Origin of the sequence: Nocardia sp. NPDC046473 (assembly GCF_040645995.1) — a bacterium.
Taxonomy (GTDB): domain Bacteria; phylum Actinomycetota; class Actinomycetes; order Mycobacteriales; family Mycobacteriaceae; genus Nocardia.
Window position 1 is genome coordinate 228,338 of sequence record NZ_JBEYZJ010000013.1, and the last position, 14,329, is coordinate 242,666.

Genomic DNA, 14,329 nt, shown 5'->3' on the forward strand with positions numbered 1-14,329 from the left:
GCTACTATCCGAGGGCATTTCGGGCCGGCGCCCGGATGCCGACTGATCGACAGCGATGCCGCACCGACCTCGGTAGGTATTAAGTTCTGCTACAACCTTGAACCACCTTTCTGTCCAGATCTGGACAGTTGGTAGCAACGGGTTGCAGTGCGGGTTGAAAAGTATGAACAAAGTTCCCTATCTGGGGTTCTCGAGTTGACGCCGGACCGGGCATATGGGATTTTGCTCGGAGACTTTCCGTGCGCTCGTCGTGGAGCTGTCACGGCCAGCTTTTCGGAGGAGTAGCAGGTTGGTGCGTTCACGTCTACGGCAACCAAAGCCCGGGGACACACCGGATCTCACTATTGCGGTTCCCTCCGGGAACTCCAGTGGCAGAATGTCGGCCGTCATCCGGCCGAGGACCATCGGCGGTCAGCTGACCCGAATTCTCGCGCTCGCGCTGATTTTGGTGCTCGCCCTGCTGGGAGTCACTGTCTATCGCGAACTCTCGGACTTCCGCGAGTCCAACGACACGGTGAAGTCCGTCTCGCTGGCGCTGAGCGTGCAGGACCTCACCAACCAGATCCAGCGTGAGCTCGGTCTGAGCAACGGCCTGCTCGGCGGCGACAACCGCCTGCAGCAGCCGCTGCTCGACCAGCGCGGCAAGGTGGACAGCGCGCTCGGCGCGCTCACCAGCGCCGCGGCCGGGGATACACCCGGTGCGGATCAGGTGCGTTCGGCGCTCGGCCAGCTGAATCTGCTGTCCAACACCCGCACCCAGATCGACACGCGCCGCGTCAGCAGGCAGGTCGTCTTCCAGTTCTACACCGACGGCGTCACCGCGCTGAACCGTCTCGCGCTCGGCCTCGACCAGGCGCGCGACCCGCAGATCCAGCGTGGTCTGCAGGCCCTCTACGCGCTCGGCGCGGCCAAGGAGGAGGTCGACAAGGAGCGAGGCTTCCTCAACGGCGTCTTCACCGCGGGCCGCTTCAACGGTGGCGAGTACGTGCAGTTCATGGAGATCCGCTCCACCAAGCTCGCGGGCTTCACCGCGTTCTCCCGCTACGCGACCAAGGGCCAGCAGGCCAAGCTGGACGCGGCGCAGCTGAGCGAGAACGCCACCAAGGCAGACCAATCCGAGAGCATCGCGATCGCCTCGAGCGACGGGCCGCTGGTCCGCGAGGTCGACCCGATGACCTGGTGGACGCAGATGTCCAGCGTGCTCGATGAGCAGCGCACTGTGCAGCAGGCCGTCGGCGACGACGTGCAGGCCCGCGCGGACAGCCTGCGCGCCGCCGCGGCGACCAAGCTGATCTTCTTCCTCGTCGCCTCGGCCATCGCCATCGCCGCGATGATCGTGCTGGTGATCACCTCGGTGCGCGCCATCGTCCGCCCGCTGGCCGCGCTGGCCGGCGAGGCCGACGACGTGGCGACGCGCCGCCTGCCCCAGGTCATCGAGGCCTGGTCGCGTGCGGACGACAGCCGACCGGAGGCGCCGATGCCGGTGCTGGCGCCCGCGGGTGCGAGTACCGAAATCGCCGCCGTGGCAGGCGCGCTGGACCGCGTGCAGACCACCGCCTTCGAGCTGGCCTCGCAGCAGGCGCTGGTGCGCCGCAACACCACGGAGTCGATGGCCAACCTGGCCAGGCGCAACCAGAACCTGGTCCGCCGCCAGCTCGGCCTGATCAGCGAGTTCGAACGCGAGGAACTCGATCCCAAGGGTCTGTCCAACCTGTTCGAGCTCGACCACCTGGCCACCCGCATGCGCCGCAACGCTGAGAGCCTGCTGGTGCTCGTCGGTGAGGCGAGCCCGCGGCGCTGGGCCCAGCCGATCGCACTGAGCGACGTGATCCGCGCGGGTCTGTCCGAGGTCGACGACTACCGCCGGGTGGTGCTGCGCCGGGTGGACGATGTGATGATCACCGGCGCGGTGGTCAGTGAGCTCGCGCATATGCTCGCCGAGCTGATCGAGAACGGACTCGCCTTCTCCCCACCGGATCTCGAGGTCGAGATCTACGGGCGCCGGGTGCCGCACGGCTATCTGCTCGCCGTCGTCGACCACGGTGTCGGCATGCCGATGGATCAGCTGGCCCAGTCGAACGCCAGGCTGCGCGGCGAGCAGGACTTCATCGTCGCGCCGACCCGCTACCTCGGCCACTACGTGGTCGGTCGGCTGGCCGAGCGGCTCGGCATCGACGTCGAGCTCAACGTCTCGCCGGTCAGCGGCATTGTCGCGCGGATGTCGCTGCCATTGGAAATCCTTGTGCAGGAAGGGGATCGACGGCCCGCCGCGGTGCAGGCCAAGATCTCCGGCACCGGGTTGGAGCGGTCCTGGGGCGCCGATTCGGAATCGAACGGCGTGCCTGAACTGGAGTCGGGGCCGAATACGAACGGCGCCATGACTTCTCCGGCCGTGATCCGCGGCAACAGCGCGCCGGAGCCGATCCCGCCGAGCCCGCGCGGTCCCGCCCATGCGGCGCCGGCGATCTCGTCGAACGAGCAGAACGATGCGGACCGCAGGGCCGAGGGGCCGTGGACCGCGGCGCAGCGGGCGGTGCCGCGCAACGACCAGTACAACGGTCCACAGCATGCCGCGCCGAACGCTCCCGCGCCCTCCGCGTACTCCCAGTTCGTTTCCCCGCCATCGGTTTCCACGCCGCCACCGGCACCGCCGGCGCAGCCGAGCAACCTGACCGATACCGGAACCTGGCGGCTGCCCGATGCGCCGGACGGTCACTACGGTGTTGCCGAAAGCCTGTACAGCGGAAACGGATCGGCGAACACGGGCTCGGCACCACGCACCACGCGGAACGGACTTGTCAAGCGCAACAAGAAGTCTCGCACCGCGGGCACCGCGCCGGGCACCGAGCCGCGGCGGGACACCAACGGTACGTCGGAGCGTCCGGATCGGGCGCCGATTCCGGAGCGGTCGCCGGAGGAAACCCGTAGCATGCTTTCGTCGTTCCGGGCCGGACACGACCGCGGCGCCCCGCCGCCGCCGTCGACCACCCGTCCCTACGTCGGTGCCCGCGACCACGACACCCGCGCCGACGATCAGGCTCAGACCATCGCAGAGGAGAACCGGTGACCACTCACTTGCCGAGCGCCGACCCGCACACGTTCAACTGGATGCTCGCGAACTTCGTCCGGGAAACCGACGGTGTCCGCGACACCGTCGCGGTCTCCTCGGACGGACTGCTCATCGCGATGTCGGACGGCCTGGACCGCACCTCAGCGGACCGGCTTTCGGCCATGGTGTCGGGGCTCGCCAGCCTCGCCAAGAGTGCGTCACGCAGTTACTCCTTCGACGGACTCAAACTGATCATGATCGAGATGAAGCGTGGTTTTTTGCTCGTCTCGGCCATGGGTGACGGCAGCTGCCTCGGCGTGATCGCCGACGGCAATTGCGATGTCGGCCTTGTCGGCTACGAAATGGCCGTGCTGGCCGAACGCGCCGGGTCGCTCCTTGACCCGGCGTTGATATCCGAGTTGCGAGAGACGTTGCGAAGATGAGAGATCCTGACCGGCCGAGGCTGCCGGACCCGCGGATGATCCCGATGAATCAGATGTTCGGGTGGTTCGATCCGGACCGCCCAGGCCAGCAACAACCGCCGGCCGAAGAACTTGTCGACAGTGATGAACAGTTTGTGCGTCCCTTTGTCGTCACCGCGGGGCGCACTACGCCGTTGATGGACGGTTTGCGCATCGAAACCCTGGTGCAGGCGCCGCCCTCGGCGCTCTCCGCACCGCTGCAATTCGAACAGCGCACCGTGGTGCAGCTGTGCCAGCAGCCCCACTCCATCGCCGAAATCGGTACCGCGCTGCGTGTTCCGGTCGGTGTCGCAAAGGTCGTCGTGAGCGACCTCGTCGCCGGCGGGTATGCGACCGTGCGCGAGGCCGATCAACTGTCTACCGCTGCCATCGAGAGGATCAGGGACCTTGTACGGGCACTCTGACGTGAACAGTCCGCCACCGCCGACGATGCCGTCGTCGGTGAAGATCGTGATCAGCGGTGGATTCGGTGTCGGCAAAACAACATTCATCGGCGCGATCTCCGAGATCGAGCCGTTGGTCACCGAAGCGGCGATGACCGAGGTATCGCTCGGCATCGACGATCCGGGCCGGCGCGCGGACAAGACGCAGACCACGGTCGCGCTCGACTTCGGCCGAATCACGTTGGACCGCTCGTTGATTCTGTACCTGTTCGGCACGCCGGGCCAGGACCGGTTCGTCTTCCTGTGGGACGACCTGGTCGACGGCGCGCTCGGCGCGGTGATCATGGTGGACACCAGCCGGGTCGACGACTGCTACCCGGTGCTGGACTACTTCGAGGAGAAGCAGACGCCATTCGTGGTGGTGGTCAACCGCTTCGACAACGGCGTGCATTTCGACCTTGCCGAGGTCCGCGAGGCGCTGGAACTGGACGACTGGATTCCGGTGCTGGAATGCGATGCGCGCAACCGTGAATCGGTCAAGGACGTCCTCGTCGCCTTGCTCGAGCAGGTCCTGTTCCACCGACTATCGGTGCAGGGTCTGCCCGCCTGACGATCCCCCGTGGGTCACGGCCGCAGCCATTCCGTCAAAGCGGCCGTGACCACGTCGGGTCGCTCCTCCATCACGTAGTGGTCGGCGCCCGCTATCCGGGTCAGCGTCGCGTGCGGAATACGCGCGGCGAGATCCTCGGCAATGGAGTACGGGCACGGCCGATCCTGGTCGCCCCAGATCACGGCGGTGGGCGCGGTGATCGTGGGCAGGCCCGCCGCCAACTCCGGCCGGATCTCGACGCGATAGTCGGCGCAGAAATGGGCGAACCAGCGTCTACCGGCGCGGGTATCCAACCAGCCGACGTACTCATCGAGCAGGGCGTCGTCGAAGCAGCCCTTGCGGGCGTAGCGGGCCAGCGACTTTCGATGTAAATCGCCGAGTGGCAGGCGAATCAGCAACTCCCGCAATACTCGTCGTCGTCCGGCTATGCCGAGCCTTGCGAAGTGGCGGTAGTACGTCGCCGAAAATGTTTGGTGTGCACGGGAATTCATAATCGCGAACCGGCGAACCCGCTCCGGATGCCGTAGCAGAAACCCGAGGCCGAGGAATCCGCCGTAGTCGTGCGCGGCCAGATCGACCTGCCCGAGCCCTATCTCGTCGAACATCATCTCGATCCGGGCGACCTCGCTGTCGTAGTCGCAGCGCAACGCGGGATTCCGGTCGGAGGCACCCCAGCCGAGCAGGTCCGGCGCGATCACTCGCCGCTCGGTCGCCAACGCGGTGATCTGATGTCGCCAACAGTGATGGTTCTGCGGGTACCCGTGCAACAGCACCAGCGGATCCCCTTCGCCCACTTCGAGATAGCGCAGCCGCGCACCCTCGATGACGACCTCACGCATCCGCTCGTCCGTCTGCATCAACACCCCTCCACCCGCGTTCCGGCGTATCCCCGCCCGATGCTACGACCAGCACGCCGTTCTCAGGCAGGATTTTGGTGCACGGCGGCAGGCTAGGGTGGCGCGGGTGGGTGAGATGAAGGAGCGGATGCTCCGTGGGGAGTTGTATCGGGACAACGATGTGGAGTTGGTGGGGGAGCGGCGGCGGGCGCAGCACCTCTGCGATCAGTTCAACCGGTGTGGGCCGGAGGAGACCGAGCAGCGGGACGCGGTGTTGCGTGAGCTGCTCGGGCAGTTGGGAGAGGGGTCGTGGATCATGCCGCGATTCCAGTGCGACTACGGCTATCTCATCGAGATCGGCACGAACAGTTTCCTGAACTATGACGCGATCCTGCTCGACTGCGCGCCGATCACCATCGGCAACGACGTGTCCATCGGGCCGCGCTGCCAGCTGCTGACGGCGCTGCACCCGATGGCGGACCACGAACTGCGCAGGCAGCGGTGGGAGACCGCCGCTCCCATCCGGATCGGCGACAACGTCTGGTTCGGTGGCGGCGTCATCGTGTGCCCCGGGGTCACCGTCGGGGACGACACGGTGGTCGGCGCGGGCAGCGTGGTCACCCGAGACCTGCCGCCACGGGTTTTCGCAGCCGGTAACCCGGCGCGGGTGATCCGCGAGTTGTAGCCGCGGCGGCGTTACTTCTGAGCGATGATGCGCGTGCCGATTAGTTCGGCTCTGCTGTGCCGTCAGTACTGGTGTCCCGCTTTACCGAAGGAGAACAAACAATGAGCAACGGCAAAGATCTCGCTCTCAGCCACGTCGCCATGCTGGTCGGCGACCAGGAGCAGGCGCTGGAGTTCTACCGTGACGTGCTCGGGCTCGAGGTCCGCCAGGACATGCCGTTCCCCGGCGGCCGCTGGCTGACTGTCGGACCGTCCGGTCAGCCCGGCATCGAATTCATCCTCGAGGTGCCCGAGATGAACCCGTCCGACGAGGCGCGCAAGGCAGCTCAGGCGCGGCTGCAGAACGGCGCGGCAGGCACGCTGATCTTCACCACCGAGTCGGCCGACGACACCTTCGCTCGTCTGCGCGATGCGGGCGTCGAGGTCACCCAGGAACCGATCTCGCAGCCGTACGGCGTGCGCGACTGCGGCTTCCGCGACCCGTGGGGCAACCACCTCCGGTTCTCCGAGGTGCTCGGCTGAGTCCAGCGAAACTCGTTGATCCCCCGGGTCTCCCGGGGGTGACAGCGCAGGCCGGACGGCTTTCCGGCGCTCGGCGGCGACACGGTGTGGGCGGCGTCGCATACCAACGCGCGCCGGACGGCAATACTGTTTGATCATGGGTGAATCGACGAGCGAGACGCAACAGGACGCCATTCGGCCGCTACGCGACGACATCCGATTCCTCGGTGGTGTACTCGGCGACACCATTCGGGACCACGAGGGTCCGGAGGTGTTCGACCTCATCGAGCGGGTGCGTATCGAGGCCTTCCGGGTGCGGCGGGCGGAGGTGGACCGCAGCGCGGTCGCCGAGATGCTGGACGGGGTCGAGATCGGGGTGGCGCTGCCGCTGATCCGCGCGTTCAGCTATTTCGTGCTGCTGGCCAATCTGGCCGAGGACATTCAGCGCGATCGTCGCCGTAAGGCGCACGAGGCGGCCGGTGAGCCGCCGCAGGATTCGTCGCTGGCCGCCACCTATCGCAAGCTCGACGCGGCGGCGTTGGACGGTGCCGAGGTCGCGGACCTGCTCGCCGACGCGCTCGTTTCGCCGGTGATCACGGCGCACCCCACCGAGACCCGCCGTCGCACCGTCTTCGACAGTCAGACCCGCATCACCGAACTGATGCGGCTGCGTCAGCGCTACACCGAAACCGAGCGTGAGCGCACCGAATTCGAGCAGCAGATCCGTCACCAGGTGCTGAGCCTGTGGCGCACCGCGCTGATCCGGTTGCAGCGCTTGCGGATCCAGGACGAGATCTCGGTGGGCCTGCGCTACTACGACATCACCCTGTTCGACCTGATCCCCGCGATCAACGCCGAGGTGCGTGCGGCGCTGCGCTCGCGCTGGCCAGGCGCTGAACTGCTGCCGCGGCCGATCCTGCGGCCCGGCTCGTGGATCGGTGGCGACCGCGACGGAAACCCGTACGTGACAGCGGATGTCGTGCGGCAGGCCGGACATCAGGCGGCCACGGTAGCCTTCTCGCGGTATCTGCGCGAGCTGGTGGAACTGGAGAAGGCCCTCGCCCTGTCGGCGCGCCTGGTTCCGGTGACGCCCGCGGTGGCCGCCCTCGCCGCGGCCGGATATCCCGATCCGGCCAGTCACGCCGACGAGCCGTATCGCCGTGCGCTGCACCGCATTCGGGGTCGACTGACCGCGACCGCCCAGCGTGCGCTCGGTGCGGTGCCGCCGAACGGTTTGGATGTCGACGCCGAGCCGTACCCGACCCCGCAGGCGGTGCTCGACGATCTCGACGCCGTCGACACCTCGCTCCGTGCCAGCGGCGACGGTCTGCTCGCCGACGACCGCCTCGCCGCCCTGCGCCACGCGATCGAGACCTTCGGCTTCCACCTGCAGGGCCTGGACATGCGACAGAACTCGGAGGTGCACGAACAGGTCGTCGCCGAGTTACTGGCCTGGGCCGGTGTGCATCACGACTACGCGAGCCTGCCCGAGCAACAGCGCGTCGAACTGCTCGCCGAGGAACTGCGCACCCGCCGCCCGCTGCTCGGCCCGCACGCCAGGCTGAGCGAGCTGGCCCGCAAAGAGGTCGACATCGTCTGTGCCGCACGGGATGTGGTGGACACCTTCGGCACCGAGGCGGTACCCAACTACATCATCAGCATGTGCACCTCGGTCAGCGACATGCTGGAGGCCGCGTTGCTGCTCAAGGAGGGCGGCCTGCTCGATCCCGGCGAGCCGGACGGGCCGCCGCACTGCTCGGTGGGCATCGTTCCGCTGTTCGAGACGATCGAGGACCTCGGCGCTGGCGCGGCGACACTGGCTGCCGCACTGGACGTTCCGGTGTACCGAGACCTGGTCGCGGCGCGCGGGATGCGGCAGGAAGTGATGCTCGGGTACTCCGATTCCAACAAGGACGGCGGCTACCTGGCCGCGAACTGGGCGCTCTACCGGGCCGAACTCGATCTCGTCGAGGTCGCGCGTAAGTCCGGTATTCGATTGCGGCTCTTCCACGGTCGCGGTGGCACCGTCGGTCGCGGCGGCGGCCGCAGCTACGACGCCATCCTCGCCCAGCCGGCCGGTGCGGTGCGCGGTTCGCTGCGGTTGACCGAGCAGGGCGAGGTGATCGCCGCCAAGTACGCGGAACCCGGTGCGGCGCACCGCAATCTGGAGTCGCTCATCGCGGGCACACTGGAATCCACGCTGCTCGACGTGGAGGGACTCGGCGCGGACGCCGAGCCGTCCTACGAGCTGATGGACGAACTGGCCGACCGGGCCCGCGCGGCCTATGCCCGGCTGGTGCACGAAACACCGGGATTCGTCGAGTATTTCCGCCAGTCCACCCCGGTGGCCGAGGTCGGCGACCTGAACATCGGCAGCAGGCCCGCCTCCCGCAAACCGACCAACTCGGTGTCGGACCTGCGCGCCATCCCGTGGGTGATGTCCTGGAGCCAGGCCAGGGTGATGCTGCCCGGCTGGTACGGCACCGGCACCGCGCTGGAGGAGTGGATCGGCGGCGATCCCGAACGGCTGGCGACCCTGACCGACCTGTACCGCCGCTGGCCGTTCCTGCGCACCGTGCTGTCGAACCTGGCGCAGGTGATGGCCAAGAGCGACCTCGACATCGCCGCCCGCTACGCCGAGCTGGTCGAGGATGCGGCGTTGCGCGAGCAGATCTTCGGCATGATCCGCGACGAGCACGCCAGGACCATCCGGATGCACGCCGCGATCACCGGCAACGACCACCTGCTCGCCGACAACCCATCCCTGGCCGAGTCGATCCACAACCGCTTCCCCTACCTGGAACCGCTGAACCAAATGCAGGTAGAGCTACTGCGCAGACTCCGCGCCGGCGACGACTCGGAGTTGGTCAAACGAGGCATCCTGCTGACCATGAACGGCCTCGCCACCGCACTACGCAACTCCGGCTAGCCGCACGTCCCGCACGGTCGCCCCGCCATCGACCGAAGGCGCCCTTCAGCACGTCCAGCCAACCCAAGGGCGCCCTCGGTCGAGGTAGACGCTGACGGGCGACTGACCGGCGGCGGCCTTCGGTGCCTCAGGGCGGCTGGAGGGCGCCTTCGGTCGGGGTTCGTATCCGATGTAGCCAGACGTGGCACTGGTCGTAGGCCCTTTTTCCGGACGCGGACTCGCCGCGTTGACACGCGTGCGTTTGTCAGAAGTGGTGCGGCTTAGGCGACCGAGCGGGCGGCCTGGGACAACGTGGTGTCGACGAAGGCTTGCGCGGCGGCGGTCAGTGGGCCGCCGCGGTGCACCAGCCACTGGGGGAGCTGCTCCGGTGGATCGAATCGGTAGACCTCGGCTCCCGCGCGCACGGCCAGGTCGTGCCAGCCGTCGGGCATCAGCCCGGAACCGATGCCGCGCAACACCATCGGCAGCACCACACTGCGGTCGCCGACCTCGGCGGCGATGTGCAGATCGCCGACGGTGGCGGCGAGCCGGTCGAACCGGGCCCGGACGGCGGTGGCGGGCTGGGTGATGACAAAGCTCATGCCGCGCAAGTCTTCTGGCGTAACTGTGCCATCGGTGCCGATCTTCGTGCCGGGCGGCGTGACGAGCAGGAACTGTTCGTCACGCAGGTGATGCGCCACCAAACCGCGGCCCGCGGGTCGCTCCGCGCTACCGCAGACCCCCGCCTCGCAGCGTCCACGCAACACCATGGCGACCACCTCCGCCGCCGACAGTGCCGACCACGTGCCCACTGTCAGACCGGGGTGATGCTCGCGCAGTTCGGCGATGGTGCTGATCACCGGTTCCAGCGTCGAGGACGAGGTGGCGGCCACATCCACCCGCCCGACCACGCCCTCGCCGACCGCCTGCGCGGCGGCCCGCAGCGCATCCAGATCACGCAGCACCTGCCGCGCCCGATCGGCCATGAATTCCCCGGCATTGCTCAGCACGGCGTTGCGGCCGACCCGGTGGAACAGCGCGACCCCCAACTCCCGTTCCAGCTTGCCGATCGCCCGCGACAGCGACGGCTGGGCTACCCGTAACGCCCGCGCAGCGTGGGTGAACCCGCCGTGCTCGACGATCGCGACGAAGTACTCGAGCTGCCTGCGTTCCATAACCATAGGCTATCGGTTTGGTGCCATAGATGTCTTGGACGTACGTACCGTTAGCGGGAGATACTCGGCAGGTGTTCACCACGCGTCCCACCTTGCAGGGCACCTTCGGGATGGTGTCGTCAACCCACTGGCTCGCCTCGGCCGCCGCGATGGCGGTGCTCGAGGACGACGGTAACGCGTTCGACGCGGCGGTCGCCGCGGGGTTCGTGTTGCACGTGGTCGAGCCACATTTGAACGGCCCGGCCGGCGAAGTGCCGATCATCCTGGCGCCCGCGGGGCTGCCCCCCCGTGTGTTGTGCGGCCAGGGTCCGGCGCCGGCCGGGGCCACCATCGCGCGCTACAACGCGCTCGGCCTGGACCTGGTGCCCGGCACCGGCCCGCTGGCCGCAGCCGTTCCCGGCGCGTTCGATGCGTGGATGGTGCTGCTGCGCGATCACGGCACCAAGCGCCTCGCCGAGGTGCTGTCGTACGCGATCGGCAATGCCGAGCGCGGCCATCCCGCGGTCGAGCGGGTCGGCGAGACCGTCGAGACGGTGGCCGAGCTGTTCGAGAACGAGTGGACCACCTCCGCGGAGCTCTACCTGCGTGACGGCAAGGCCCCCGCCGCGGGCGCGTTGCTGCGGAACCCGGTGCTGGCCGCGACTTGGCGACGGCTGATCGCCGAGGCCGAGGCCGCCAGCTCGGATCGAGATGCCCAGATCGAGGCCGCCCGCCGCATCTGGCGCGAGGGCTTCATCGCCGAGGCGCTGGTCGCCGCGTCCGCGCGGCCGACCATGGACACCTCCGGCGAGCGGCACGTCGGCACGCTGACCGGCGACGACCTCGCGAATTTCAGTGCGTCGTACGAGAACCCGGTCACCTACACCTGGAACGGCTGGACCGTCGCGAAGCCCGGCCTGTGGAGCCAGGGCCCGGTCATGCTGCAACAGCTCGCACTGCTGCCGGAACGGCTGGAGTACGGCACGCCGGAGTATTACCACACGCTGATCGAGGGCTCGAAGCTCGCGATGGCCGACCGCGAGGCCTGGTACGGCGACAGCACCCAGGTCTCGCTCGCGACGCTGCTTTCTCCTTGGTACAACGCGCAGCGCAGCGCGCTGATCGGCCCGCAGGCCTCCTTCGACCTGCGCCCGGGCAGCCCGGACGGCCAGCGCCCCCGGCTCAGCGGCTACGTGCAGACCAATTCCGTTGACGCCGTGGACGTTCCGCTGGGTGCGGGCGAGCCGACGGTGGCCACCTCCGGCGCCACCCGGGGCGACACCTGTCAGCTCGATATCGTGGACCGCTGGGGCAATATGATCGCGGCGACGCCCAGTGGCGGCTGGCTGCAGTCCAATCCGGTGGTGCCCGAGCTCGGCTTCCCGCTCGGCACCCGACTACAGATGGCGTGGCTGGAACCGGGCCTGCCCAATTCGCTCGCGCCGGGCCGCCGCCCGCGCACCACGCTCAGCCCGTCGCTGGCGCTACGCGACGGCGAGGCGGTCATGGCCTTCGGCACGCCGGGTGGCGATCAACAGGATCAATGGAGCCTGCATTTCTTCCTCGCCGTGGCGATGCGCGAGAAAGTGCGCGGCGGCCTCGATCTGCAGGGCGCCATCGATGCACCGAACTGGCATCAGGAAAGTTTCCCCGGCTCGTTCTATCCGCGGGCGATGAGCCCGGGTGCGGTGATCGTCGAGTCGCGGATCGGCACCGAGGTGATCTCCGACCTGGAACGACGCGGACATCGCGTGACGGTGGGCCCGCCGTGGTCGGAAGGCCGGTTGTGCGCGGTAGCTCGCGACCGGGAGAACGGTGTACTTTCAGCTGGAGCCAATCCCCGTGGCATGCAGGGCTACGCCGCGGGACGATAACTGAATATTTGAACGACAAATAGCGGTCCGGATACGCCGGACCGCTATTTGTCGTGTCATTTGTGAGTTCGCACCGATTCATCCGATGACGTAAACAAGAACAATCTACGAAAAGGAATACCCGGCGAGAAAAGTGCGAAACGTTGAAGTATCTTGTAGCGCATGCTCGCTCGCTTCACACGGATGCTGGTGCTCGGCGTGACCGCCGTCGCCATCGCCTCCTGCGCACCCGTACAGCACCCCGCTGGAACGGCAACGCACACAGATGATTACGGCACACCCGTGGGATCGCAGCCGGTACGTGAGGGCGGCGACCTGGTGATGGGCCTTTCCTCCGAACCCGACAAGCTCGACCCGACCACTTCCAGCTCGCTGTACACGCGGTTCGTCATGAACTCGATCTGCGAGAAGCTCTACGACAACGACTCGTCCGGAAACCTGGTGCCGCAGTTGGCAACCGCGTTGCCCACCGTCTCCGAGGACGGGCTCACCGTCACCATTCCGGTCCGCGAAGGCATCAAGTTCGCCGACGGCGCCCCGTTCGACGCGGCCGCGGTGCAGACCAGCCTGCAGCGGCACTTCAGCATGAAGGGCTCGCAGCGGACCAGCGAAATGGGTCAGATCGCGGCCATCGAGACGGCCGATCCGACGCACGTTGTGATTCGCTACAAAAAGCCGTTCGCACCGATCACCGCCGCGCTCGCCGACCGGGCCGGAATGATCATGTCCCCGGTCGAACTCGCGAAGGACGAGGGTAAGAACTTCTCCGATCACCCGGTGTGCGTCGGGCCGTTCAAATTCGTCAAGCGGGTGCCGCAGACCTCGATCGAGGTGGCCCGCGACCCGCTGTACTACGACGCGAAGAATGTGCACCTCAACAAGGTGACCTACCGGATCATCACCGACGCCAACATCCGCGCGGCGAATCTGCGCTCGGGTGACATTCAGGTCGCCGACACCATCTCGCCGCAGGACGTGGACGCGTTGGCCAAGGATCCCGACCTGCGGGTGCTGCAATCCGGCTCGCTCGGCTTCTACGGCGCGTACCTCAATATCGGCAACGTCGACGGCGTCGGCAAGCCGACCAAGCAGATCGACACCCCGATCGCGAAGGATCCGCGGGTCCGGCTGGCGTTCTCGCTGGCCACCGACCGGAAGACGCTGGTCGACACGGTCTTCAACAACTGGTTCGAGACGGCCTGCTCGGGCATCGTGCCCAAGAGCACGTTCGCGACGGACGCCGGAATCGCCTGTCCCGCTTACGACCCGGAGCGGTCGAAGCAATTGCTCACCGAGGCCGGGGTGAAGCTGCCGTACCAGGTGACAATGCAGGTGACGAATTCCCCGGACCAGCTCCGGTACGCACAGGCCTGGCAGGCCAGCCTCGCGGCGGGCGGATTCGACCTGAAAATCGTGCCCACCGAGTACGCGACCCTGTTGGACGTGCAGAAGCGCGGCACCTATGAGGCGCTCTACCTCGGCTGGTCGGGCCGGCTCGACCCGGACGCGAATATCGCGAAGTTCCTCACCACCGGCTCGGCCGGTAATTACGCCGGATACAGCAACCCCGCGCTGGACGACCTGTTCGGAAAGGCCGCCCGCGCCACCGACCCGAAAGAGCGGGCCGAGCTGTACGGCAAGACAACGGCGTTGATCCAGGCGGACAATCCCTACGTCTACACCTACCGAATCCGGGTGCTCACCGTGCACACCAAGAAGGTGACCGGCATCGAGGCCTACGCCGACGGTGTCATCCGCCTCGGTAAGGCCGCGTTCACGGACTCGAAGAGCTGAAAAGGCGCGTCGCAGCGCAATAGCTGAACACCGAACGGGAATAGCGGTCCGGAG

General features: G+C 67.4%; 11 protein-coding genes. 9 read left to right on the top strand and 2 right to left on the bottom strand.

The genetic code is table 11. From position 1 onward, the window contains the following. Positions 1-376 precede the first annotated feature (376 nt). Genes ABZ942_RS39825 through ABZ942_RS39840 form a run of 4 tightly spaced genes read left to right on the top strand, consistent with a single transcriptional unit; the run spans position 377 to position 4,524 of the window. On the top strand, positions 377-3,067 hold the full coding sequence (locus tag ABZ942_RS39825; RefSeq protein ID WP_357391427.1) for a nitrate- and nitrite sensing domain-containing protein: 2,691 nt from the start codon (positions 377-379) through the stop codon (positions 3,065-3,067). Positions 3,068-3,108: 41 nt separating this feature from the next. Next, positions 3,109-3,492: a roadblock/LC7 domain-containing protein gene (locus tag ABZ942_RS39830; RefSeq protein WP_357391518.1), complete on the top strand. Its 384-nt coding sequence runs from the start codon at positions 3,109-3,111 to the stop codon at positions 3,490-3,492. Beyond that, complete coding sequence (locus ABZ942_RS39835; RefSeq protein ID WP_150407629.1) at positions 3,489-3,935, top strand: DUF742 domain-containing protein; 447 nt, start codon at positions 3,489-3,491, stop codon at positions 3,933-3,935. Before ABZ942_RS39830 ends, ABZ942_RS39835 begins: the two co-directional genes overlap by 4 nt. Positions 3,936-3,960: 25 nt before the next feature. Further along, complete coding sequence (locus tag ABZ942_RS39840; RefSeq protein ID WP_357391519.1) at positions 3,961-4,524, top strand: ATP/GTP-binding protein; 564 nt, start codon at positions 3,961-3,963, stop codon at positions 4,522-4,524. A gap of 14 nt (positions 4,525-4,538) precedes the next feature. Here the strand turns inward: ABZ942_RS39840 and ABZ942_RS39845 are convergent, their stop codons facing one another. Beyond that, positions 4,539-5,381: an alpha/beta hydrolase gene (locus ABZ942_RS39845; RefSeq protein ID WP_357391428.1), complete on the bottom strand. Its 843-nt coding sequence runs from the start codon at positions 5,379-5,381 to the stop codon at positions 4,539-4,541. A gap of 106 nt (positions 5,382-5,487) precedes the next feature. Here ABZ942_RS39845 and ABZ942_RS39850 point away from each other — a divergent pair, with 106 nt between their 5' ends. From ABZ942_RS39850 to ppc, 3 genes are all read left to right on the top strand, one after another. Continuing rightward, positions 5,488-6,045, top strand: a complete 558-nt coding sequence (locus ABZ942_RS39850; protein ID WP_357391429.1) for a sugar O-acetyltransferase — start codon at positions 5,488-5,490, stop codon at positions 6,043-6,045. A 101-nt stretch (positions 6,046-6,146) separates the two neighbouring features. Beyond that, a complete protein-coding gene (locus ABZ942_RS39855) occupies positions 6,147-6,566 on the top strand; it encodes a VOC family protein (protein WP_357391430.1) in 420 nt (139 codons plus the stop codon). Positions 6,567-6,702: 136 nt separating this feature from the next. Next, positions 6,703-9,474 (top strand): phosphoenolpyruvate carboxylase, encoded by a 2,772-nt coding sequence (gene ppc, locus ABZ942_RS39860; RefSeq protein ID WP_357391431.1) that lies wholly within the window; start codon positions 6,703-6,705, stop codon positions 9,472-9,474. Between the two features lie 260 nt (positions 9,475-9,734). Here ppc and ABZ942_RS39865 read toward each other — a convergent pair whose 3' ends face one another. Further along, positions 9,735-10,628, bottom strand: coding sequence for a LysR family transcriptional regulator (locus ABZ942_RS39865; protein WP_357391432.1), 894 nt, complete (start codon positions 10,626-10,628; stop codon positions 9,735-9,737). Positions 10,629-10,699: 71 nt separating this feature from the next. On the opposite strand from ABZ942_RS39865, the gene ABZ942_RS39870 reads away from it, so the two are divergent. Continuing rightward, positions 10,700-12,481 (top strand): gamma-glutamyltransferase, encoded by a 1,782-nt coding sequence (locus ABZ942_RS39870; protein ID WP_357391433.1) that lies wholly within the window; start codon positions 10,700-10,702, stop codon positions 12,479-12,481. Between the two features lie 162 nt (positions 12,482-12,643). Further along, complete coding sequence (locus ABZ942_RS39875; protein WP_357391434.1) at positions 12,644-14,275, top strand: ABC transporter substrate-binding protein; 1,632 nt, start codon at positions 12,644-12,646, stop codon at positions 14,273-14,275. Positions 14,276-14,329 lie beyond the last annotated feature (54 nt).